General features: G+C 39.8%; 18 protein-coding genes. All 18 read left to right on the forward strand.

Annotation, left to right across the window (positions count from 1 at the left end; genetic code table 11):
- The first annotated feature begins 287 nt into the window (after positions 1-287).
- The 18 genes from G608_RS0100690 to G608_RS0100775 all read left to right on the forward strand — a co-directional run bounded on the left by G608_RS0100690 (position 288) and on the right by G608_RS0100775 (position 24726).
- Positions 288-1697: a hemolysin family protein gene (locus tag G608_RS0100690; RefSeq protein WP_026494379.1), complete on the forward strand. Its 1410-nt coding sequence runs from the start codon at positions 288-290 to the stop codon at positions 1695-1697.
- A gap of 19 nt (positions 1698-1716) precedes the next feature.
- The gene (locus G608_RS0100695; protein ID WP_026494380.1) at positions 1717-2457 is read left to right on the forward strand and encodes a YebC/PmpR family DNA-binding transcriptional regulator; all 741 of its coding nucleotides are present in this window, start codon (positions 1717-1719) and stop codon (positions 2455-2457) included.
- A 34-nt stretch (positions 2458-2491) separates the two neighbouring features.
- Entirely contained in the window at positions 2492-4129 is a 1638-nt protein-coding gene (locus G608_RS0100700) for a hypothetical protein (protein WP_026494381.1), read from the forward strand.
- 36 nt (positions 4130-4165) lie between these two features.
- Positions 4166-7111, forward strand: coding sequence for an insulinase family protein (locus G608_RS0100705; RefSeq protein ID WP_026494382.1), 2946 nt, complete (start codon positions 4166-4168; stop codon positions 7109-7111).
- On the forward strand, positions 7092-8189 hold the full coding sequence (gene era, locus G608_RS23775) for a GTPase Era (protein WP_026494383.1): 1098 nt from the start codon (positions 7092-7094) through the stop codon (positions 8187-8189). Before G608_RS0100705 ends, era begins: the two co-directional genes overlap by 20 nt.
- A gap of 33 nt (positions 8190-8222) precedes the next feature.
- Complete coding sequence (gene recO / locus G608_RS0100715; RefSeq protein WP_026494384.1) at positions 8223-8885, forward strand: DNA repair protein RecO; 663 nt, start codon at positions 8223-8225, stop codon at positions 8883-8885.
- 24 nt (positions 8886-8909) lie between these two features.
- Positions 8910-10424 (forward strand): carboxypeptidase M32, encoded by a 1515-nt coding sequence (locus G608_RS19410; protein WP_051208658.1) that lies wholly within the window; start codon positions 8910-8912, stop codon positions 10422-10424.
- 93 nt (positions 10425-10517) lie between these two features.
- On the forward strand, positions 10518-11132 hold the full coding sequence (locus tag G608_RS0100725) for a hypothetical protein (protein ID WP_026494385.1): 615 nt from the start codon (positions 10518-10520) through the stop codon (positions 11130-11132).
- A 62-nt stretch (positions 11133-11194) separates the two neighbouring features.
- Positions 11195-12604 (forward strand): glycine--tRNA ligase, encoded by a 1410-nt coding sequence (locus G608_RS0100730; RefSeq protein ID WP_026494386.1) that lies wholly within the window; start codon positions 11195-11197, stop codon positions 12602-12604.
- Between the two features lie 86 nt (positions 12605-12690).
- Positions 12691-15345: an alanine--tRNA ligase gene (gene alaS, locus G608_RS0100735; RefSeq protein WP_026494387.1), complete on the forward strand. Its 2655-nt coding sequence runs from the start codon at positions 12691-12693 to the stop codon at positions 15343-15345.
- A 261-nt stretch (positions 15346-15606) separates the two neighbouring features.
- Positions 15607-17004 carry a sugar transferase gene (locus G608_RS0100740; RefSeq protein WP_026494388.1) on the forward strand — a complete coding sequence of 466 codons (1398 nt, stop codon included), beginning with the start codon at positions 15607-15609 and terminating at the stop codon, positions 17002-17004.
- 21 nt (positions 17005-17025) lie between these two features.
- Positions 17026-18177 (forward strand): glycosyltransferase family 4 protein, encoded by a 1152-nt coding sequence (locus G608_RS19415; RefSeq protein WP_051208659.1) that lies wholly within the window; start codon positions 17026-17028, stop codon positions 18175-18177.
- Positions 18178-18230: 53 nt separating this feature from the next.
- A complete protein-coding gene (locus G608_RS0100750; RefSeq protein WP_026494389.1) occupies positions 18231-18770 on the forward strand; it encodes a VanZ family protein in 540 nt (179 codons plus the stop codon).
- The gene (locus tag G608_RS0100755) at positions 18770-19972 is read left to right on the forward strand and encodes a glycosyltransferase (RefSeq protein WP_026494390.1); all 1203 of its coding nucleotides are present in this window, start codon (positions 18770-18772) and stop codon (positions 19970-19972) included. Before G608_RS0100750 ends, G608_RS0100755 begins: the two co-directional genes overlap by 1 nt.
- A gap of 14 nt (positions 19973-19986) precedes the next feature.
- Positions 19987-21162, forward strand: coding sequence for a radical SAM protein (locus tag G608_RS0100760; protein ID WP_026494391.1), 1176 nt, complete (start codon positions 19987-19989; stop codon positions 21160-21162).
- A 55-nt stretch (positions 21163-21217) separates the two neighbouring features.
- Positions 21218-22381 (forward strand): glycosyltransferase, encoded by a 1164-nt coding sequence (locus G608_RS0100765; protein ID WP_026494392.1) that lies wholly within the window; start codon positions 21218-21220, stop codon positions 22379-22381.
- 48 nt (positions 22382-22429) lie between these two features.
- The gene (locus tag G608_RS0100770; protein ID WP_026494393.1) at positions 22430-23515 is read left to right on the forward strand and encodes a glycosyltransferase family 4 protein; all 1086 of its coding nucleotides are present in this window, start codon (positions 22430-22432) and stop codon (positions 23513-23515) included.
- Positions 23516-23520: 5 nt separating this feature from the next.
- On the forward strand, positions 23521-24726 hold the full coding sequence (locus tag G608_RS0100775; protein WP_026494394.1) for an O-antigen ligase family protein: 1206 nt from the start codon (positions 23521-23523) through the stop codon (positions 24724-24726).
- Positions 24727-24730: the final 4 nt, after the last annotated feature.

Raw genomic sequence — 24730 nt, forward strand, 5'->3', positions numbered from 1 at the left:
GTTTGATTCAAGGCCATTCAGGGAAATATGTATAGTCCACGAAGCTGTTTATAAAAACGTCGGTACTTAGGTGGCGTCCTTTGACACCTTAGTACCGCTACGTTTTTAACAAAGCGAGAGCGTCAGCAGAGTGGACTATACATATTTACAAGGAATGGCCTGGTATGAGATCCCCCCCACCCAATGGAGGGCCTTTTTCATGCCCATTTCTTGACTGTAAAGGGCTGAAATGCTATATTTTAACTTGACGCATTTTGCAATCATGAATAAAAAGGAGATTAGATTTAATGGACGACGATGGGCCTACTGCCACTGCTTTTCTACTGATTTTTGTAGTGATGATCCTTATAGATGTGCTATTTTACGGATTTGGTGCTTCTATTGAGAATCTAAAGCCTGAAGACATCAACAGACTGGATAAAGAGAAGGATGAGAACGGTTCTGCCACCTTGATTAGGAAGGATGGTAAAAATGCTGAGAAAATCCTTGAAATCCTGGAACATCCGGGACGCTATATCAATACAATCCAGTTGGTAACACTTCTCGTTAATATGTTTTTTGGACTTACGTATGTCAGAGAGTTAAGCAGTTTCACATTTGGACTCATAGGCGGTTATATTCAGAATACAGTAGCTGCGCAGCTTATATCCTATGTGGTTGCAGTACTTGTTCTTATGTATGTTGTGCTTACCATAGGTGTGCTGATACCAAGGAAGCTCGGTGCAAGATATCCCGAAAAATGGGCTCTTGTGTGCGTTGGCGCTATAAGTGCCATCATAAAGATTCTCAGTCCCTTTACAGGAATTGTAAGATTTACGGCTATGGCGATTCTCAGACTGTTTGGTTTTCACTGGGAAGCAGATGAGAATGATGTCACCGAGGAAGAAATCAAATCAATGGTATCTGAGGGTCAGGAGCAGGGTGTTTTGCAGGATTCAGAGGCCGATATGATCAGTAATATTTTTGAATATTCTGATAAGCAGGCCAGAGATATCATGACCAATCGTAAGGCTATGGTTTGTATTGACGGTAATACCACATTAAAAGAGGCTGTAAACTTCATGCTTGATATGAACAACAGCCGATTCCCTGTTTATCTTGATAATATTGATCACATCATTGGTATCCTTCATATCAGGGATGCAATGAAGAGACTTTCTGAGCATATTGATGATGATACTCCGCTTAGAAAGACAAGAGGTCTTCTTCGTTCACCCAAGAACGTACCTGAGACCAGAAATATAGATACACTTTTCCATGAAATGCAGAAGTCCAAGACCCAGATGGTTATCGTTATCGACGAGTACGGACAGACTGCGGGTCTTGTGTCCATGGAGGATATCATCGAGGAGATCGTTGGTAACATCATGGATGAGTATGACGAGGAAGAGGAGTATATCGAGGCTACATCCAATGAGGATGAGTTTATAATTGAGGGCAAAACGCCGCTTGAAGACCTTGAAGAAAAATTCGGACTTACCTTTGACGATGAGGAATTTGAAACAGTCAACGGACTTTTGATATCAAGGCTCGACAGAATTCCGGAGGAGAATGAAGATTTTACTGCTGAGATAAGCGGATATTCTTTTAAGATTCTTTCGGTAAAAAATCATATGATCCAAAGCGTTCTGGTTAAAAGATTAAAGGATGAAGAATCCGAGGAAGAATCAGACGATCAGGAATATAAAGCAATTTAGTATTATTTAGGAGGACACTATGTCAGGACATTCAAAATTTGCGAACATTAAGCATAAGAAGGAGAAAAATGACGCTGCTAAGGGTAAGATTTTCACAGTAATCGGACGTGAGATCGCAGTAGCAGTTAAGGAGGGCGGCCCTGATCCGTCCAATAACTTCAAGCTTGCACAGGTAATTGCAAAGGCTAAGGCAAACAACATGCCTAACGATACTATTGAGCGTGGTATTAAGAAGGCTGCAGGTGCAGACGGAAGTGTTAACTATCAGACACTTACATATGAAGGATATGGCCCCGGCGGTACAGCTATCATCGTTGATACACTTACAGACAATATCAACCGTACAGCTGCTAACGTAAGAGCTGCTTTTTCAAAGGGTAACGGTAACGTAGGAACACCCGGCTGCGTATCTTACATGTTCGATAAGAAGGGTCAGATCCTCATCGATAAGGAAGAGTGCTCTATGGGTTCAGATGACCTTATGATGCTTGTTCTCGACGCAGGTGCTGATGATTTCAACGAAGAAGACGACAGCTACGAGATCCTTACTACTCCCGAAGCATTCCAGGGCGTTGTTGAGGCACTTGATAAGGAGAAAATCGTTTCTGCTTCTGCTGAGATCACAATGATTCCTCAGAACTACGTTGAGGTTGCTGATGAGAACAACGTTAAGTGCATTCAGAGAATCCTTGACATTCTTGAAGAGGATGATGATGTTCAGGCTGTTTATCACAACTGGGATGACAGTGCAGCAGAATAAATAAAAATTTAATGGGACGTGGGGAGGCCTTGAGATGAAGCTTAAAAAGACATGGATGGGGATTTGTGTCTTCGTAATCTATACAGTAGGAATAATCTTTGCTACAGGAGTTACAGGCTTTATTTCAGGGCTTTTTCCTGTCTATGACAAAAGAATGGTGACGGCGCTTATAGTGCTGGCTCTTGCTGTAGCGGCTCTTGTTGTGTCAGCAGTGGGTGTTACCATTGGAAAAGCTATAAATAAAAATGTCAGTGATGAAATAAAGTGGGTGCCGGAGATAATACTTCCTGTCATTCTCTTTGTAGCCGCAGCATTTGTGTATATAAGATTTATCAACGGAATTATTCCTGTGACAGGGAATATGCAGCTGTTTGAGAGTGCTCTTGTGACAAAGGACAGGGTAGTGCCTGCAGGCGGAAGTTTTATTGACTGTCTATATATCATGGGACTTAATTTTTTGATGAGCTTTCTTGGTAATGAGCTTAGGGCAGTTCTTGCTTATCAGCTTGTTTTTAGGATGATAATGCTCATATCACTTTATTTTGCACTTAGAAACACCATTGGCATTTTAGGAGCGCTTGCCGGAAGCATTGCAACAGTTGCAATACCGCTGTTTGGCTTTTCAATAAAGCATGTTTATGCCGGGAATCTGTTTTTTGCTTGTTTAATGCTTGTCCTTATGCTTGTTGTGCTTTATGCAAAAGGTATAAGCGGAACAGATAGAATTAAACCCGGCCATGTGATTTTGGGAATCATAATAGGTGCACTTACCGGCTTTGCGGTTTATATCGACATAGCAGCAATAACAGTAATTGTTTTCATGATTGCAGCACTTTTTAGTGATGATGAGGCTTTTTCATTCAGAGCAGCGTTTATCGATTTTATTGTATTCATAGTTGCAGGGTTATTAGCCTTTGGATGTTCGGTTTACTTCCTTGGAGGCATGAGACCTTTTTACGTAAGCTTCTTTGAATATGCAAACAGATTTTATGGAATAAATAAAAGCGCATGGTTTGCTTCGGTTAGTGCATCCTGGTGGAATCTCGTGATTTCTCTTGGAATGCTTGGAGGTGCCATTGCAGTTATATTTAGCTTTATATTCTCAAAAAGAAACGAGAGAATAGTTCCATGGCTGTTATTCACAGTGCTTTCCTGTGTGTTGTCAGTAGTTTGCGGAAGAACCGTTATCAACTATGATATGTATCTTTTCCTGATGCTGGCTATTCTTACAGGCTGTGCTGTATCATGCTTTGCATACAAAGAGAAAGAAGTGGTGGCTGAAGTAATAACGAAAGAAGACGTTGTTGAAGCATCAGATGTAAAGACCCAGGAAGATGTAAATACCCAGGAAGATGTAAAGGCAGTTGATGACGTAACAGAGACTGAGGATGCCGAAAAAGAGGCTGAGGACAAGGAAAGCAGAGAGGTTGTTATGCCGGTAGAAAACAAGATCACTGAAGATGCACCTGAGGATAATAAGCCACGTTTCGTGCCGGAGGGAATGGTACTTCCGACAGGTGAAGAGGATGAGGAAAATCTTGTTCCTCACTTCAATATGAACCGACCTGAAACAGAAAACATCGGAATTCTCTCTGTAGGTAAGCCTGAAGAGAAGATAAAAAAAGATGACTTTGACATCACCATCGATCCCGATGATGATTTTGATATTTAATATTTCCACCTAAGATTTAGAAAATGAGGAACACGAATGAGAATTGAAGACCTTGCCGCATACGAGGTATTAGAGAAAAGAAGAATTGATGATCTTAATTCCGAGAGCTATATTGTAAGACACAAAAAGGCCGGTGCCAGATTAGCTCTCCTTTCAAATGATGATAATAACAAGGTTTTTTATATAGGATTCAGAACTCCGCCAAAGGATTCCACAGGTGTAGCGCATATAATTGAGCACACGGTCCTTTGCGGTTCCCGTGAATTTCCTATAAAGGATCCTTTTGTTGAGCTTGTAAAGGGCTCACTCAATACATTTTTAAATGCCATGACATATCCGGATAAGACTGTTTATCCCGTGGCAAGCTGCAATGATACTGATTTCCAGAATCTGATGCATGTTTATCTTGATGCTGTTTTTTATCCAAATATTTATCAGACAAAAAAGATATTTGAGCAGGAAGGCTGGCACTACGAGATGGAAAATGAGGATGATGACCTCACCATCAACGGTGTTGTTTATAACGAGATGAAGGGGGCCTTTTCATCTGCTGATGAGGTTGTTGCCAGAGATATCAGAAAGTCACTTTTCCCTGATACCACCTATGGCATAGAGTCCGGCGGAGATCCTGATGAGATATATGAGCTTAAATATGATGACTATCTTGATTTCCACAGGAAGTATTATCATCCTTCGAACAGCTATATCTATCTCTATGGTGACATGGATATGGCAGAAAAGCTTGATTATATCGATAAGAACTATCTTTGCGCTTTTGATGCGATTAAGGTGGATTCCGAAATAGAGCTTCAAAAGAGTTTTGAGGGCAGAAAATATCTTGAGAGTCAGTTTCCTATCATGAAGGATGAGTCTACTAAGGACAACACATATCTCACCCTTAATTATGTAGTGGGAAGCAGCCTTGATCCTAAGCTTTATATTGCTTTTGACGTTCTTGATTATGCACTTTGTTCTGCACCCGGAGCTCCCATAAAGCAGGCACTGACTGACAAGGGTATTGGTAGTGAGATTTTAAGCGAATACGATAATGGTGTAAGACAGCCGGTTTTCTCCATAGTTGCAAAAAATGCAAATCCCGAACAGAGGGATGAATTCCTTAAGACCATTGAGGATGTTCTTAGAGAACAGGTTAAGAACGGAATAGATAAAAAGGCTCTGCTTGCGGGTATCAATGCAGATGAGTTCAAATACAGAGAGGCTGACTTTGGAAGATTCCCCAAGGGACTTCTTTACGGGCTGCAGGTACTGGACAGCTGGCTTTATGACGACATGAAGCCCTGGATCAATATCGAGGCCAATGATACCTTTGCCGAGCTTAAAAAAGAAGTAGAGACAGGGTATTTTGAAAAGCTAATACAGGAGTATCTTCTTGATAATAATCATTGTACGACTCTTGTTGCAAATCCCAGACAGGGACTTACAGAGGAGAAGGAGGAGCAGCTTAAGGAAAAACTCAAGGCATATAAAGAGACCTTAAGCAAAGAAGAGATTCAGGCTATTGTTAAGAATACCGCTGAGCTTAAGGCTTATCAGGAGGAACCGGATAGCCCTGAAGATCTTGCCAAGATTCCGCTTCTTACAAGAGAAGATATGAAAAAGGAAGCAGATGCGTTTATATATGAGGAAAGATTTGTCGGAAAGCAGAAGCTTCTATTCCACAATGTATTTACAAACGGAATAGGATACCTGAACTTTGTTTTCGATATGACCAAGGTACCGGACAGACTTCTTCCTTACACACCGCTTTTAAAGCTTCTTCTTGGACTTATGGATACTGAGAATTATTCCTACAGTGATCTGTATAACGAGATAAATCTTCAGACCGGCGGAATTAGTGGATCTATAAGTACGTATACTGATGCAAGGGATGTCAGCAAATTTAAGACAACCTTTGAAATCACAGTGAAAGCACTTTATCCTCAGCTTGATCATGCATTTGGACTCGTTTCCGAGATTCTTATGCGTACAAAGTTTGATGATAAAAAGCGTCTTATTGAGATATTGGATGAGAACTGCTCAAGACTTCGATCAGAGCTTGCAGCAGCAGGACATCACAGTGCTGCGCTGAGAGCAATGTCCTATGTTTCAAGTGCGGCCAAGCTTTCAGATATGACCTCCGGAATCGGCGGATATCGCATGATGGAGGAGATTCGTGAGAAATTCGCATCTGATGAAAAGGCAGCTGATGAGATTATCGGATATATGAAGGAGCTTTCCACAATCATCTTTAGAGCGGAAAATCTGATGGTGGATTATACTGCGTCTGAGAAAGAATATGATGGAGCAGCTTCCAGAGTAGAGGGATTTGCCGCAGGACTTCACACTGAGGAATTTGACGGAAGCGGCTTTACTATAGTTCCCAATAAGCTCAATGAGGGCTTCCAGACAGCAGGACAGATTCAGTATGTATGCAGAGCCGGCAATTATGTGTCAAAGGGACTTAAGTATGATGGGTCACTTCGAGTGCTTAAGGTGATGTTTGCATATGATTATCTTTGGAAGAATATCAGAGTATTGGGCGGTGCATACGGTTGTATGAGCGGTTTTGCAAAGAATGGTGATTCATATTTTGCAACCTACAGAGATCCACACCTTAAGAGAAGTGTAGAGGTGTTCGAGCAGGCATCTGAGTATCTTAGGAATTTCGAAGCAGATGAGAGAACAATTACCCAGTTCATCATTGGTGCCATCAGCGAGCTTGATACACCCAAGACTCCAGCAACAAAGGGAGCATATGGCCTTACAGCCTACCTTTGCCACGCTGATATGAAGGATATTCAGAAGGACAGAGATGATCTTATTGCAACAGATCAGGAAAAGATAAGAAGTCTTGCAGCCTACGTTGATGCTTTCATGGAGGATGACTGCATCTGTGTTGTAGGTGATGGCAACAAGCTCGAAGAAAATAAAGATTTGTTTGGAAAAGTGGAGCAGCTTATTTATGCAGGAAAATCAGAATAATCAAAATGCAGCTTTAAGGTGCGGATATGTGACTCTTATCGGCAGACCAAATGTGGGTAAATCCACACTTATGAATCATTTAATCGGTCAGAAGATAGCGATAACTTCTCATAAGCCTCAGACCACAAGAGGCCAGATTCTGACTGTTTATACCGATGAGAGGGGCCAGATTGTGTTCCTTGATACTCCCGGTATACATGAGTCTAAAAACAAGCTGGGTGAATATATGGTTAAGGTTGCCACCAAGACCATGGAAGAGGTTGATCTTATTCTTTGGCTTGTTGAACCCTCAACCTTTATCGGTCAGGGAGAGCACATGATTATTGATCAGCTCCGCGAATGCGGCAAGCAGGTGATTCTTGTAATAAACAAGATTGATACCGTTGATGCTGCTGATCTCCAGACGTTTATTGATGCCTATAAAAAGGAAATGGAATATGCAGACATAGTCACTGTGTCTGCACTTAAGAGTGAGAATTTAGATGATCTGATGCAGATCATTTTTGACAGACTTCCTTACGGTGACCCTTTTTATGATGATGAGGTTCTTACAAATCAGTCAGAAAGGGAGATTGTTGCGGAAATTATCCGCGAGAAGGCACTCAGGCTTTTAACTGACGAAGTGCCTCACGGTATTGCTGTAACAGTTGAGACCATGAAGACACGTAAGGCTGCAGCTGTAACTAAAAAGAAAAAATCAAAGCATGTTCATCCGCCAAAGAAATCAGCAAACGGCGGAGCTTCAAATACTATAGCTGTTTCAAATGCTGACGGTACGCCGGATCTGGATGCTATGCTTGCAGCACTTGCAGGTGGAGCAGAGGATGCAGCAAACGTAGATGCTGCGGATAACATTATGGATATTGAAGCTTCAATTATCTGTGAGAGAGATTCACATAAGGGAATCGTCATAGGTAAGGGCGGTTCAATGCTTAAAAAAATAGGTAGTCAGGCCAGAGAAGATATCGAAAAAATGGTTGGCTGCAGGGTCAATCTGCAGCTTTTCGTAAAGGTTAGACGTGACTGGCGTAATGACTCACTTCAGATGAAAAATTTTGGATATAATAATCCAAAGTGATTAACTACCGGAGGATGAGGCTTTAGCAAGGTAATGACAGAATTATCCACTGTAAACGGAATGATAATAAAGAGAGCTCCTGTTGGGGAGAATGATTTCCTTGTGACAATCCTTACATCCGAACAAGGTAAGATTACGGCTTTTGCAAAAGGGGCAAGACGACCGGGGAATCAGCTATCAGGTGTCGTCGAGCCTTTTTGTTTTGGAAGCTTTAAGATTTTTGTTGGAAGAAATTCATACACTGTCAGGGATGCTGAGATAAAGAATTTTTTTGAGGGCTTCAGGAAAGATTTTGACTGCTCCATTTATGCCACGTATTTTGCGGAGATAGCAGACTACTACACAAGAGAGAACAATGACGAAAAAGATATTCTGAAGCTTTTATACATGTCATTCAGGGCTCTTGAAAAAGATTCTATAGATAACAGGCTTGTACGATTTATTTTTGAGATAAAAACTCTTATGCTTGAAGGGGAATTTCCCGGAGTGCCAAGGGATCGAAGCTACGAAGCATCAACAACATATACACTTGAATTTATCTGGAATACACCTATAGAGAAGCTTTTTACCTTTAAGGTCAGCAGAGATGTTCTGACAGAACTTGATCATATCTGCGATGTTTACAGAAAAAGCTCGATTGACAGAAAATTAAACAGTCTTGAGATGATTAGAATGATTGAAAAAGACATGGAATAAATAAAGGAAGATATGGAGGTAGACATGGATAAGGTTTTGGAAGAAAAATTACAGGCTTTTAGGGACGTACTTAAAGAGGCAGAAATCTATGCCCATGCAACAAGATTGATTTCTTTTGACCAGGAGACAATCTGCCCTGCTAAGGGAATGCAGGATGAGGGAGAAGTAAGCGCGTTCCTTGGAAATCAGGCATTTAAGCTTATGAAAGCACCTGAGTTTATTGAAAATGCTGAATATCTCTATGAGCACAGGGATGAGCTTTCTGAGCCTGACAGAGTATGCGTAGAGAGTCAGCACAGATCCTATGCAAAGACCAAGAATATTTCACCTGAAAAGAATATGGAATATTCACTAATTTATAACAAGGCTTTTGTAGACTGGACCGGTGCAAGACAGAATTCTGATTTTTCTATGTTCAGGGATTCTTTGCAGAAGGTAAAAGATATCAATACAGAGATGGTGGAGCTCAGGGATGAAAAGCCTGAGAGCGGAATTATCTATGATGCTCTTCTTGATGATTATGAAATAGGCATTACATCAAAGATACTGGACGAGTGCTTTGATGAATGTAAAGAGAGACTTATTCCTCTTCTTAAGAAGATTATGGAGAGTCCCAAGAAGATAAGAACAGACTTTATGCATATCGAGGTTACTGAGGAGCAGCAAAGGCGCATGACAGAAGCTCTGCTGGGAATCCTTAACTTTGACAGGTCAAGAAGTGCTTATAGCACATCAGAACACCCCTTTACCAACTGGATCGGCAAAAATGACACCAGAATTACAACTCATTATTATCCACTTGATTTCTCAGCAAGTATGTACTCTATAATCCATGAGGGAGGTCATGCACTTTTTGAGATGCTTCAGCCAGAGGATGATTATGAGCATTTCATCAACGATAACAAGACTCTTGGAATGCATGAATCAGTTTCCAGATTCTATGAGAACAGACTTGGAAGATCCAGAGCTTTTGTTAAGCTGATATACCCTAAGGTATGTGAGATTTTCCCTAATGTCATGGAGGGAGTTTCAGAGGAAGAGCTTTATGAAGCGCTCAATGTGGTTTGCCCGTCACTTATAAGAACAGAGTCAGATGAGTTCACCTATACCTTCCATATAATAATCAGATATGAGATAGAGAAGGAAATTTTTGAAGGCAAGCTTTCCATTGATGATGTACCAAGAAGATGGAAAGAAAAATATGAGGAGTACCTTGGCATTTCTCCTGAAACAGACAGAGAGGGTGTCCTTCAGGATGTACACTGGACTTTTGGATTTGGATATTTCCCTACATATGCTCTTGGAAATATGTACAATGCAATGTATTACAATCGCATGAAAAATGAGATTGATATAGACGGCTGTGTTGAGAAAGGCGATTTTGCGACGATCAACAATTGGATGAAGGAAAATGTATTTGTGAAGGCTAATCACCTGGCTCCGTCTGAATGGATAAAGGATATTACGGGAAGAGACTTTACCGCCGACGATTTCCTTAATTATATAGAAGAAAAGTTTAAGGGAATCTATGAGATCTGATTTGAAAAACGTAAAAAGGCGGTATATAATCATGTAAGTGTGCGCGTATTTATGCGCAGACCAAATAGTTACTTATATTAAGAGGGTGTTTTAGTGAGTAATAAAGTTTTAAGGAAAGCAGTTGTTACATCTGTTATTATGACTGCAGCTTTTGTTTTTGCAGGCTGCGGGAAAGGTGCGGATGTATCGAAGCTTGATAAGTCATCTATCTTAGTCAATAAAGATGGAACGGTGGAAAGCACGGTTATCGAGGATTTCACCGAGAGCTACTACGATGTGAATGAGCTTAAAAGCATGGTTGAGAACGAGGTCAACGCATTCGTTGTTTCTAACGGAGAAGGGGCTGCAGAGCTTAAGTCATTAGAGAGTGATAACGGTAAGGTGAAGATGGTGATTGATTTTGCGAATTCAAGAGATTATGCCGTTTTCAATAGCGAGACCTTCTCATATATTACCGTTTCAGAGGCTATTCTTTCAGGTCGGATCAATGTGAATTCACTTGTAGACAAGGATGGCAATCCAATCGATTCAGAGAAAGCAGCAGCGCTTTCCGATGAGCATGTTGTTATTACCGACAGTAAATATGTTGTGGCTGTTCCATATAAGGTTCAGTATATGACAAAGGGCGTAAGCCTTATGGACAAGCAGCTTGCGGATCTTTCCGGAACGGAAGATGGTAGTCTTAGCTGTATCGTTCTTAATAAGTAATAAATGAGCATAATGCTCTTAATTAAAATATGTGAGCGTATTGCTCAGAAAGAGGAGTATCTATGAAAGCAAATGAAAAGACAATGGACAAAATAGTTGCCCTTGCCAAGGGCAGAGGCTTCATCTATCCCGGAAGTGAGATCTATGGCGGTCTTGCCAATACATGGGATTACGGAAACCTTGGTGTTGAATTCAAGAACAATGTAAAGAAGGCCTGGTGGCAGAAGTTTGTACAGGAGAATCCCTACAACGTAGGTGTTGACTGTGCAATTCTTATGAACCCTCAGACATGGGTTGCATCAGGACACCTTGGCGGCTTTTCAGATCCTCTTATGGACTGCAAAGAGTGTCATGAGAGATTCAGAGCAGACAAGATCATCGAGGATTTTGCTTCAGAAAACGGAATTACACTTGAGACATCAGTTGATGGCTGGTCCCACGAAGAGATGGAGAACTTCATCAAGGAACACAACGTTCCCTGCCCGTCATGCGGTAAGCACGATTTCACAAGCATCAGAGAGTTCAACCTTATGTTCAAGACATTCCAGGGTGTTACAGAGGATGCTAAGGACACAGTATATCTTCGTCCCGAGACAGCTCAGGGTATCTTCGTAAACTTCAAGAATGTACAGCGTACATCACGTAAGAAAATTCCTTTCGGTATCTGCCAGATTGGTAAGAGCTTCCGTAACGAGATTACACCAGGTAACTTCACATTCCGAACAAGAGAGTTTGAGCAGATGGAGCTTGAGTTCTTCTGCAAGCCCGGCACACAGACAGAGTGGTTCGAGTACTGGAGAAAGACCTGCTATGAGTGGCTTCTTTCACTTGGTATTAAGGAAGAGAACCTTAGACTTCGTGACCATGATCCGGAAGAGCTTTCATTCTACAGTGATCATACAACAGATATCGAGTATGCATTCCCCTTCACAGATTGGGGCGAGCTCTGGGGTATTGCTTCCAGAACAGACTATGACCTTACAAGACACCAGGAGACATCCGGTGAGCCTATGGAATACTTTGATGATGAGAGCAAGGAGAAGTACATTCCTTATGTTGTTGAACCTTCACTTGGTGCAGACCGTGTAACTCTTGCATTCCTTTGCGAGGCTTATGACGAGGAGAACCTTGGAACAGAAGAGGCTCCCGATATGAGAACAGTTCTTCGTTTCCATCCTGCAATTGCACCTGTTAAGATCGGTATCCTTCCTCTTTCAAAGAAGCTTAATGAAGGCGCAGAAAAGATTTACGCAATGCTTTCAAAGAAGTATAACTGTGAATTCGATGACAGAGGAAACATTGGTAAGCGTTATCGCAGACAGGATGAGATTGGTACTCCTTTCTGCATTACCTATGACTTTGATTCAGAGACAGATAACAAGGTAACAGTACGTTTCCGTGACAGTATGGAGCAGGAGCGTATCGCTATCGACGAGCTTGAGGCATTCTTCTCAGATAAGTTTGACTTCTAATTGTGAAAGATTTTAAATCCCTGCCTTCTACCTTTTAAGGGAGAAGGTGCCCGAAGGGCGGATGAGGGTTATAAAGGAGTATTAAAATGAAACAATTTACAGCTAATGAACTGCGTAAAGCATGGAAGCAGTTCTATATAGATCGTGGACATGTGGATTGCGGCGCTGTTTCACTGGTATCTGACGGATCAACAGGTGTTATGTTCAACGTCGCAGGCATGCAGCCTCTTATGCCTTATCTTCTTGGTAAGAAGCATCCTATGGGAACAAGACTTTGCAATGTTCAGGGATGTGTTCGTACCAATGATATCGATTCAGTAGGTGATAAGAGCCACGGTACTTTCTTTGAAATGATGGGAAGCTGGTCTCTTGGCGACTATTTCAAGAAAGAGCGTTGCCAGTGGAGCTTTGAACTTTTGACTGAGCTTTTCGGATTCGATGCCGATCACCTCGCAGCTACAGTTTTTGCAGGTGATGAGAATGCACCCAGAGATGAAGAGGGCGCTAAATATCGTATTGAGTCAGGTTTTAAGCCTGAGAATATTTTCTATCTTCCTGCCGAGGATAACTGGTGGGGACTTGAATATGGTCCCTGTGGTCCTGACAGTGAGATGTTCTATGTAAAGGATGTTCCGGATTGCGGCCCTGATTGCGGCCCCGGATGCCACTGCGGCAAATATACAGAGATCGGTAATGATGTTTTCATGCAGTATGAGAAGCATCATGACGGTCACCTTACACCTCTTTCACAGAAGAATGTAGATACAGGTTGGGGACTTGAGCGTATTCTTGCTTTCCTTAACGGCGTTGATGATGTTTATAAGATTGATCTTCACGCTCCTGTAATCGCATATATTGAGAAGGAGAGCGGCATTAAGTACGAAGCTGATGAGAAGACTACAAGATCCATGAGAATTCTTGCAGATCATACCCGTACTTCTGTAATGCTGATCGGAGATGAGGCAAAGCTTCTTCCTTCAAACACAGGTGCAGGCTATATTCTTAGAAGACTTATTCGTCGTGCTGTAAGACACGCAAGAACTCTTGGACTTAACAAAGACCAGATCCTTGGCGTAGCTAAGCTTTATATTGACGAGTATAAAGAGAGCTATGAGCATCTTAACAAGAACCAGAAGTTCGTTCTTACAGAGCTTGAGAGGGAAATCACAAGATTTGAGTCAACTCTTGAGAATGGTATGAAGGAGTTCAAGAAGATTCTTGATAAGACCTCTTCTGAGGGTAAAAAGGAAATCGAAGGAAAGGATGCTTTCTTCCTTTATGATACATTCGGATTCCCTGTAGAGCTTACTGTTGAGCTTGCACAGGAGGAAGGTTTTGGCGTTGATGAGGATGGCTTCAAGGCTTCTATGGAAGAGCAGAAGCAGAAGGCAAGGGAGAACCAGAACTTCTCAGCTAATCTCACTACAGGTGCAGGTGTATTCGACAGTCTTGATGAGTCTGTAAATACAGAGTTCCTTGGATATGAAGCTCTTGATTGTGAAGGCGCAGTAGTAGCTATGGCAGGTGCCGAGGCTCTTACTGATGAACTTTCAGAGGGTCAGCAGGGTACTATCATTACTGATAAGACTACATTTTATGGCACAATGGGTGGTCAGGTAGGTGATATCGGTGAAATCATCGGTTCTGACGGAGCGAAGTTCGTTGTTTCCGAGGCAATTAAGGTTGCCGGTGGCAGAACAGCCCACGTTGGTAAGGTTGTAAGCGGAAGCTTCAAGACCTCTGATAAGGTATCACTTAAGGTTGATACCGAGAACAGAGCAAAGACCTGCAGAAACCATTCAGCAACACACCTTCTTCAGAAAGCACTTCAGGAGGTTCTTGGTGACGGAGTAGAGCAGGCAGGTTCATATCAGGATCCTGATAAGACCAGATTTGACTTTAGCTATCATCAGGCTATGACTGCTGAAGAGATTCAGAAGGTTGAAGAGATTGTTAATGCTAAGATTTTAGAGGCGCTTCCTGTAGTAACCAAGGAAATGTCTATTGAAGAAGCTAAGAAGACTGGAGCTATGGCTCTGTTTGGCGAGAAATACGGCGAGACTGTAAGAGTTGTAAACATGGGTGACTTCTCAATCGAGCTTTGCGGTGGTACTCATGTAGCCAACACCAGCCATATCGGACTTTTCAAGATCCTTTCAGAGAGCGGTGTTGCAGCCGGTGTTCGTCGTATTGAAGCTCTTACAGGTAATAATGCAAGAGCATACTACAAGAATGTAGAATCTAATCTTGGCGAAGCAGCTAAAGCACTTAAGACAACACCTGCAGATCTTAATGCTCAGATAAAGAAGCTTCAGGATGAGCTCAAGGCCCTTAGAAGCGAGAATGAGTCTCTTAAGAGTAAGGAAGCTCAGGCTGCTCTTGGTGATGTTATGGATAATGTCATTGAAGTCAAGGGTGTTAAGCTTATTGCTCAGAGTGTAAAGGGTGTTGATATGAACGGCCTTAGAGATTTAGGAGATCAGCTCAAGGCTAAGCTTGGCGAAGGTGTAGTTGTTCTTGTTTCTGAAAACAACGGCAAGGTAAACCTTATGGCTATGGCAACTGATGCAGCTATTGCTGCAGGTGCACATGCAGGAAACCTTGTAAAGGCTATTGCCGGTAAGGTCGGTGGTGGCGGCGGTGGTCGTCCCAACATGGCTCAGGCAGGCGGTAAGAATCCTGCAGGAATACCGGATGCTATTGCAGAAGTTTCTGTAGCACTTGAAGGTCAGATTAAATAAGATGAGTTTTAATAAAGCAGCTTGTTTCTCTATAATAAAGAGAACAAGTTGCTTTTTTAATAAATGTATACAATATGTTTATTTGATATTGAAATTATAATTATTATTATTTTCGAAAATGACTGACCAATAATGATTTTTAGTTTCAAAGGTTATATAATTATGGTATTATTGGTTTTTAATTGTTTTTTAGAGTTTTGCATACTATAAAAAAGACTGCTTGTATTTTATTCGTATATATTTTGTGGAGTTGTTGGTGAGATGAATCGATCAAATTCAGGAGCATCATTTGACATTATTCATATTCTTTTGGATATAGGCTCAATTGCTGTGGCTCTCTTTATAACATATACAATGTTTGGAAAAGATGGATTTCATAATAGAGACCTTAAAGTGCTGATTCCGGTTTATCTGGTTTCAGTATTGGTTTTCATTTTATTCAACAGATCGCTTAATGTCTACAATACCACATTGTTTTTTTATCCGGATAGAATACTAAGGCGTGAGAGTCTGGCGTACATAATTTCGCTAATATGTGCGTACGGATTACTTTATCATTCCTTTGATTTATATATCGAAAATAAGATGGTGGTGACACTTCCTATCATCACATATGTCATGATTATTATTGAAATCATGTTTTTTAGAGGAATTGTGGATCGCTTTATTATGCGAAGACACATTCCGAGAGCACTATATGTGGGTAGCAAGGATTCCTATAATAAATTCAGATATTTCCTTGAGAAGACCACGGTTCAGATAAATGAAATAGGCTATATAAGCTTTGATGATGATGATAAATCAATCGAATATATAGGAAAACTAAAGGATTTGGAGTCCATTATTCGCAAGTATAACATTGATGAGGTGTATATTCTGCAAAAGCGTGATATGGATATAAAGCAGTTGCAGCAGTATGTTGATATCTGCATTGAAATGGGCGTTACCTGTCGCATTATTGTAGATACCTTTAGACGACGTAAGGCATTTTCTTTTGTTAGCAGTATAGGAACATATCCGATTCTTACATACCATACTGTGACGATGAACAGATATGCGGAAATATTTAAGAGATGGTTTGATATAATCTTTTCCATTTTAGTAATTATAATTACGTCACCGATAATGCTTATTACTGCCATTGCCATCAAAATAGATTCTCCGGGGCCGGTGTTTTTCAGACAGGTGAGGATTGGCAAAAACGGACGCCATTTTCTTATATGGAAGTTTAGAAGTATGCGGGTGGATGCGGAGTCAATGATTCCTGAACTTGCAAAGTATAATGATGTAAAAGACGGAATGATGTTCAAAATGAAGGAAGATCCCAGGGTTACCAGAGTCGGTAAGTTTATCAGAAAGACCAGTATTGATGAATTACCGCAGTTTTTCAATGTGCTTTTTGGATCAATGAGCGTGGTTGGAACAAGACCCCCGACCATCAGGGAAGTTGAGCTATATTCCATGCATGACTGGAGAAGAATAAGCATTAAGCCCGGAATCACAGGAATGTGGCAGGTCAGTGGAAGAAGCAGCGTTACTGATTTTAATAAGGTTGTGGAGCTTGATACAGATTACATAGACAAATGGAGCATTTGGCTTGATATAAAAATAATCATTAAAACAGTGGTGGAATTATTTAAATACAATAATTCCTATTAAAATATTCGGGTAAACGTTAACATGAAGATTGCTATGATCGGGCACAAGAGAATACCGTCGAGGGAAGGGGGAGTAGAGATAGTCGTTGAAGAACTATCAACTCGCCTGGTTCAGATGGGGCACTCTGTTACGGCATACAACAGAAAAGGGAGAAATGTCGCAGATAAAAATGCTGATAAGGATGCGCATAAGCTCAGGGAATATAAAGGAATACGTATAGTTCAGGTGCCTACGCCTGATGTCAAAGCACTTAACGCTGTTGTATATTCCTTTATTGCTACTATTTTGGCGTTATTTGGCAAATACGATGTTATTCATTTTCATGCCGAAGGACCCTGTGCCATGCTGATTATTCCGCATTTTTTCGGAATACGAACAATTGCGACCATTCATGGTCTTGACTGGCAGCGATCCAAATGGGGAGGCTTTGCTACTAAATTTCTTAAATTTGGAGAGCTTATTGCAGCAAAATATGCTGATGAAGTAATAGTTTTGTCTGCTAATGTTCAGCAGTATTTTTTGGATACATATCACAGAGAGACCATATATATACCAAACGGCGTTAATAAGACAGAGTTCCGCGAACCGGATCTGATTGCTAAAAAGTATGGCCTTGAGAAAGAAAAATACATATTGTACCTTGGAAGGCTGGTTCCGGAGAAGGGAATATCATATCTGGTGAAAGCCTTTGAAAAGGTTGATACGGATCTAAAGCTTGTAATTGCCGGAGGTGGTAGCCATTCTGATGATTATGTAAAGAAAATCATGGAATATGCAGAAAAGGACAAGCGCATAATCATGACAGGCTTTGTCCAGGGACATGTTTTGTCAGAGCTTTTCAGTAATTGTTATATGTATGTTCTTCCAAGTGACGTTGAGGGTATGCCAATAAGCCTTTTGGAGGCTCTTAGCTATGGCAGAAAGTGTCTTGCCAGCAATATTCCGGAGAATTCAGAGGCCTGCCTTGAATATGCTCAGTATTTTGAAAAATCCGACATTGAGGATCTTGCGAAAAAGCTTGAAGAATGTATTAAGCATCCTGAGATATTCCATACGGATAAAGAAATCATGGATTACTGTTATAAGCATTTTAATTGGGATCAGGTTACCGGTGAGAGCGCGAGATTGTATATTGATGCGATTCTTAATGTAGAGAGACTAAATAAGGTTTAAATATCAAATCTTAAGCATGAAAGGAAATAGTGTTGTATTTTTTAAGAAGCATATTGCTGCGAGAAACGCAGGGGATTGATATTTATAGCCAGCTCATTCTGTTACTTGTTGAGACGGTGCTTGTTTTAGTGCCCGGCATGATTTTATATAAAAAGAACAAGATAACTATTAAGAAATTACTGTATATTTATCTGATGGTAGTATATTTGGGCATAATGCTGTCAATAACAATTTTTAGGCGACCTGTAGGTTCAAGAGCAGGTATCGTAAATCTCTATATAAACCTTGGATTTGGTTTAAGGGGTAATACTCCGTCTTTAGTAGGTGCATCATTTAGCGTACTTAATATTTTATTATTCGTCCCGTGGGGAATGATAATATATCAATTTATACAGAAAAGACGAAGGCTTACAGGGGTTCTCAAAACTACTCTTATTGGAACACTTACCAGTGTAGGTATAGAATGTCTGCAGTTGATTACAGGGACAGGGATGTTTGAACTGACAGATATGGTTACAAATACAGCCGGAGCATTTATAGGAGCTGTATTTATCAGTATATTATTGAAAAATAAATTGGGCGGAGATAACTGATGAAAGTTCTTATGGTCAACAAATTCCTCTATCCAAACGGAGGATCTGAAACATATATATTCAAGTTGGGCGATGCTCTTATGGGAAAAGGGCATGAAGTCCAGTATTTTGGCATGGAGCATGAAGGAAGGTGTGTCGCTAACAGGGTAGATGCTTATACATCTGATATGGATTTCCATAATGCCAGTAAATTGGTCAAACTGACATATCCTTTGAAAACAATTTATTCTAAGGAAGCAAGGGAAAAAATAAGGCTGGTTCTTGATGATTTTAAACCTGATGTAGTGCATCTTAACAATTTTAATTATCAGCTTACTCCATCCATCATTCTTGAAATAGTTAAATGGAGAAAAGAGAGCGGGCATAAATGCAGGATTGTTTATACGGCACATGATTATCAGCTTGTATGTCCAAATCATATGTGCAACAATCCGGTCACCCGGGAGAATTGCGAGAAATGCCTGGCAGGCAGCTTTATGAATTGTACAAAGGACAAATGCATACATGGAAGCACAGCTAAAAGCTTTATTGGTACTCTTGAAGCTTCATATTGGAAGATGAATGGAACGTATAAATATATAGATACATTTATCTGCTGTAGCAGGTTCATGAAGTCTAAGCTGGATACTAATCCATTATTTGTAAAAAAAACAGTAGCTATTCATAATTTCATAGAAGAAATACCATGGATAGATATTCCAAAGGAAGATTATGTCCTGTATTTTGGTAGATATTCCGATGAAAAGGGTGTTAGAACACTTATTGAAGCGGCAAAAAGGCTTCCGGAGATTGATTTTATTTTTGCAGGGAAGGGGCCTCTTGAGAATTTGCTTGAAGGAATAGAAAACATCAAAAACGTAGGATTTAAGTCTGGCAGGGAACTGGCAGATATTATCAGAAAGGCAAAAATGTCCGTATATCCTTCAGAATGGTATGAGAACTGCCCGTTTTCTGTGATGGAATCACAGCTTTTTGGAACACCAGTGGTAGGTGCTGATATAGGAGGAATACCTGAGCTTATTAGAAATGGTGAGACAGGAGTACTGTTTAAGAGCGGAGATGTAGATTCGCTTTGTAATGCAATCCATGAAGTGTGGCAGGATGATAGCAAGGCTATGAAAATGCACGATAATTGTAAAGAACTTAGTTTTGATACAATTGAGGAATATTTGGATAAAATATTGAAAATTTATGCCGGATGAATGAAGGAGAAGAAATGGCGGAGAAGAAATTAAACGGAACAGTAATAGTTACATATAGGTGTAACGCACGCTGTTCAATGTGCAATAGATATAAAGCACCAAGCAAACCGGAGGAAGAAATTTCAATTGAGACAATAAAAAAGCTTCCCAAGATGTATTTTACCAACATCACCGGTGGAGAGCCTTTTATAAGGACTGATATCAAGGATATTGTTCGAGAGCTTTATAAGAAATCAGATAGAATTGTTATTTCTACAAATGGTTTCTTTACAGATCGTATCGTTGATTTGTGTAAGGAGTTCCCTCAGATCGGTATACGTATTTCAATCGAAGGTCTTGAAAATACCAATAATGAAATACGTGGCCTTGAAAATGGCTATCAGAGAGGATATCAGACACTTAAAAAGCTTCGCGAGATGGGAATGACAGATGTAGGCTTTGGAATGACAGTACAGGATAAGAATGCTCCTGATCTTGTGCCTCTTTATAAGCTATCGGATGAGATGGGAATGGAGTTCGCAACAGCATCTCTCCACAACAGTTTCTATTTTGTAGAAGCGAAGAATATTATAAAAGACAGACCTATGGTTGCTCAGAATTTTGAGAACCTGGTAAACGAACTGCTTGTAAGCAAGAGCCCCAAGAAATGGTTTAGAGCATATTTTAACCATGGACTTATCAATTATATTTATGGACAAAAGCGACTGCTTCCTTGCGATATGTCGTTTGATACATTTTTTATTGATCCTTACGGCGATGTTATGCCTTGTAACGGAACAAAAGATAAGGAAGTTATGGGTAACCTCAATGAGCAGACCTGGGATGAGCTGTGGAGTTCACCTGCAGCAGAAGAAGTCAGAAAAAAGGTTCGCTGCTGTGACAGAGATTGCTGGATGATCGGTTCTGTATCACCTGCTATGCATAAGTATATATGGGTACCTGCCTGGTGGGTAATCACTCATAAGCTTAAGTTCTGGACCAAGAAAAAATACAGTATGTATGAGAATAAAATAGTTCGTGACTTAAGGGATGGAAAGGTCACTAAAGAAGAGCTTGATAAGTGTAGCACCTGCGACATGTGCGCAGTCGTGAATAATGGTCTTTCCGAGGCTTCCATGGAGCAGTTAAAAGACAGGTCCGGAGAAGAAATTGTTGATGCAGACATCGCAGCACAGTATAGTGATAAGTAATTTAAATTGCCCTTGTATAAGGTGTTATTAAGCTTTGATAAAGAGGTGTGATTTGATGAAAAAAGTGCTTATTGTTATGCTTTCGCTATATAACGGTGGGGCGGAGAAAAGCCTGGTAAACATGCTTAATGAATTGCCTGCGGATAAATATGAAGTTGATATTCTTCTGTTTAGAAAAGAAGGCATGTTTCTGGATCAGGTTCCGACATGGGTCAATGTTCTTGAAACTCCAAGACATTTGAGACTACTGTATTCTCCGGTTATGAAGTGTCAGGAAATGTTCCCTGCTAAGGTTTTTGGAACATTACTTTCAGCAATTTTAGAAAGGCAGCCTAACAAAAGAAAGGGATATAGATGGGAGCATTTTTATTCTCCTAAAATAGAAAGTCTAAAATCTGAGTATGATGTAGCCATAGCATACATTACGGGAGAGCCTATGTTCTATGTTGGCGACAAGGTTAATGCCCGAAAAAAGATAGTATGGATACACAACGATTTTAGAAGCGAAAAGGATTCCATAGAATACCATTATAAGTATTTTAAAGATATGGAAATAGCTACTATTTCTGATGAATGCGCCAGAATAGTAGAAGAAGAATTTCCTGAATTGAACAAGAAGGTACATACAATTGCCAATATTACTTCATCAAAGATTACTCGTCAGAGAGCTGATGAATTTATCCCCAAGGAGTTTATAAAACAGGGGGCTAATATACTTTCTATTGGCAGACTATGTGATCAAAAGGGATTTGACCTTGGAATTATAGCAGCTGCCAAGCTAAAGGAAAGAGGCATAAAGTTAAAATGGTTTGTTATAGGAGACGGTAGTCTTAAAAGCAAACTTGAGAAGCAAATATCGGAGTTAAAGGTTGAGGATTACTTTGTGCTTTTAGGGGCTAGAGAAAATCCGTATCCATACATAAAAAATTGTGATCTTTTCGTGCAATGCTCCAGATATGAGGGAAAATCTGTTGTTCTTGATGAAGCAAAGATACTGGGGACCCCGATAGTAGTGACAGATTATCCCACTGTTAAGGATCAGATAGAAAATAAAAAAGAGGGCTATATAGTAAGTATTGATCCTGAGAGTATTGCAGATGGAATTGAAGTAATGGTTAAATCTGAGGAAGAGAGAAGAAGATACACGGATTATTTACTGTCTCATGACTATGGAAACCAAAATGAAATTGAGAAATACATGCAGCTTATAGATAATTAAACTTATTTGCTGCTGTGATGATAAAAGGAATGTTGGAGTAATTACTGTATGGAAGATAAAATCAGAATATGTTTTGCTACTCCACAGCTTTCGTATGGCGGGGCAGAACGTGTTGTAAGTGTACTTGCCGGAAAACTGGCTGAATTAGGACATGATGTTTCTATAATTATTTATGACAGAAAAAACGATGAGTATCAGACTTCAGATAAGGTAAAAAGATATTATCTTTGTGATGAAACCTATAGCAGAGTGTCTGTTATAAGAAGAATTCAGAGAATAATGTATGTAAGGAAATATATAAAAAAACATAGATTTGAATTCATAGTTCCTTTTCTTGAGAGAGCAGTTATACAAACATTTATAGCAACAAGAGGGTTGAATATTAAGTTTATTTCTACATTAAGAAACAACCCCTATGAACTAAGCAGGTCGGAGAGAATAAAAACAGATTTCATAGCATGGTTTGCCGATGCTCATTTTGTGCAAAACCAGTCGCAGAAGTCATATTATTGCAAGAAGATACAAAGAAAGACATTTGTAGTTTCTAATCCGGTAAATGAGATATTTATTGAACACAGTAAGAACTATTCAGAACATGTAAAAAAAATAGTTTCGATGGGTAGACTTTTCCCTCAGAAAAATTACGATCTTTTAATTGATGCCATCAAGCTGGTATATGAAAAATATAAGGATATATCGGTTTATATTTGGGGAATTGGCACTGAACACAACAGGCTTTCAGAAAGAATAAAGTCTGAAGGTCTTGAAAAATGCATGTTTTTAAAGGGACGGACGCAGGACGTTGAAGGCGCCATGGCAGATGCAGATCTGTTTGTTATGACATCTGATTATGAAGGTATGCCAAATTCTTTGTTAGAGGCAATGACATACGGGATGCCTTGTATATCCACTGATTGTCCAACCGGACCTTCTGAACTAATAAAAAGTGGAGAAAATGGTATATTAGTACCACTAAAAGATAAAAAGGCGCTTGCTGAATCAATTATGTGGTTTATTGAAAATCCCGAAAAGGCGATTTTATGTGGCAAAAATGCCAGGAAATCAGTTGTGGAAAAACATACTGCTGATTATATATGTAAAAAGTTTTTGGATGAGTGCAGGGGTATTAGGTAGAGATAATGGATTTTTATTATTCAGTAGAAGAAGTCTTTGATATATATATGAGAGCTGTGTGGATGATGTTTTTTCTCGGACATACAGCATTTAGAGATTATATACCATCGATTCAGTCTCTGACGCTGTATATATTATTAGCTTCTATTGCTATGTATTTCATAAAGATAGTTCTTGAGAATGAAATGAATATCGCGCGTGAATTAATTCCGAGAGTCACTATTATATATTCATTTTTTGCTCTAGATGTATTCTTATCAAGACGTTATGGCGTTATGGTGGAAAGCAGTCCGGATATGTTGAAATATATATGCAAATTTAATTTATTGGCTGTATTAGCCATGGATATTTTCACTGTATCCAGAAAAAGGATGGATGAACTTCTTAAGTTATATTTAGTCAGCATGACTATTACAGCAGTTGTTATAACAGTCACGACACCGGTTTCTCTGTGGGGAAATGAGAATGGATATGGCGGAATAACCAATATTCACAGAAACACAGCGTCTTTAATTTATGTAATTGCCTTTTGTATTGCACTATATTTTATCGAGAGTACAAAAAGAATACCTTATATTGGAATTGCATTTGTTTTGTTTATGGCCAATTTGATAACGGGATCAAGAAAAGGCATTATTCAGATTCTGTTTGCGTTTGCTATCTTTCTGTTGGTGCATGGTAAAATAAAACTGAAAGTGAAGTATATATTTTATCTAATATTAACCTTAGGAATGGTAATATTGGCATATATCTATATTCCTTGGTTTAGAGATACTTTTGGGGAGAGAATGCTGGCAATATTTGACGATTCCATTGAGGATACGAGCAAATACTATAGAACTCTTTATAGGACATTGGCATTTTACGCATTCCTGGACCATCCTGTTTTTGGATATGGATATGAAGCATTTCCGCTTATTAACGAGTTTATTACCGGTTTGCGATTATATTCGCATTGCAACTTTACCGAACTATTATGTAACTATGGTATTGTTGGTTTTAGCTTATATTATGTTAACTATGCTATTTCTCTTGTGAAGGCATTGGTACACAGGAAGGATCCAATAGCAAAATTTATTTTTTATACTGTTATTCCGCTTATACTAATCGAGTATGGTCAGATAGATTATTCAATATCTGCCGGTGCATATGCTGTTTTGATTACGCTTACATCGGCAAAAGTGTTAACGCCAAGGTTTCAAGGAGTTTGATCGT

Source organism: Butyrivibrio sp. WCD3002 (assembly GCF_000424265.1).
GTDB lineage: Bacteria > Bacillota > Clostridia > Lachnospirales > Lachnospiraceae > Butyrivibrio.

Excerpts from the sequence above, each read along its gene's own strand:
- recO (WP_026494384.1), top strand. The coding sequence starts at position 8,223 with ATGACAGAATTATCCACTGTAAACGGAATGATAATAAAGAGAGCTCCT.
- G608_RS0100690 (WP_026494379.1), top strand. The coding sequence starts at position 288 with ATGGACGACGATGGGCCTACTGCCACTGCTTTTCTACTGATTTTTGTA.
- G608_RS0100740 (WP_026494388.1), top strand. The coding sequence starts at position 15,607 with ATGAATCGATCAAATTCAGGAGCATCATTTGACATTATTCATATTCTT.
- G608_RS0100765 (WP_026494392.1), top strand. The coding sequence starts at position 21,218 with ATGAAAAAAGTGCTTATTGTTATGCTTTCGCTATATAACGGTGGGGCG.
- G608_RS0100730 (WP_026494386.1), top strand. The coding sequence starts at position 11,195 with ATGAAAGCAAATGAAAAGACAATGGACAAAATAGTTGCCCTTGCCAAG.
- G608_RS19410 (WP_051208658.1), top strand. The coding sequence starts at position 8,910 with ATGGATAAGGTTTTGGAAGAAAAATTACAGGCTTTTAGGGACGTACTT.
- G608_RS0100775 (WP_026494394.1), top strand. The coding sequence starts at position 23,521 with ATGGATTTTTATTATTCAGTAGAAGAAGTCTTTGATATATATATGAGA.
- G608_RS19415 (WP_051208659.1), top strand. The coding sequence starts at position 17,026 with ATGAAGATTGCTATGATCGGGCACAAGAGAATACCGTCGAGGGAAGGG.
- G608_RS0100755 (WP_026494390.1), top strand. The coding sequence starts at position 18,770 with ATGAAAGTTCTTATGGTCAACAAATTCCTCTATCCAAACGGAGGATCT.
- era (WP_026494383.1), top strand. The coding sequence starts at position 7,092 with ATGCAGGAAAATCAGAATAATCAAAATGCAGCTTTAAGGTGCGGATAT.
- alaS (WP_026494387.1), top strand. The coding sequence starts at position 12,691 with ATGAAACAATTTACAGCTAATGAACTGCGTAAAGCATGGAAGCAGTTC.
- G608_RS0100705 (WP_026494382.1), top strand. The coding sequence starts at position 4,166 with ATGAGAATTGAAGACCTTGCCGCATACGAGGTATTAGAGAAAAGAAGA.
- G608_RS0100760 (WP_026494391.1), top strand. The coding sequence starts at position 19,987 with ATGGCGGAGAAGAAATTAAACGGAACAGTAATAGTTACATATAGGTGT.
- G608_RS0100695 (WP_026494380.1), top strand. The coding sequence starts at position 1,717 with ATGTCAGGACATTCAAAATTTGCGAACATTAAGCATAAGAAGGAGAAA.
- G608_RS0100700 (WP_026494381.1), top strand. The coding sequence starts at position 2,492 with ATGAAGCTTAAAAAGACATGGATGGGGATTTGTGTCTTCGTAATCTAT.
- G608_RS0100770 (WP_026494393.1), top strand. The coding sequence starts at position 22,430 with ATGGAAGATAAAATCAGAATATGTTTTGCTACTCCACAGCTTTCGTAT.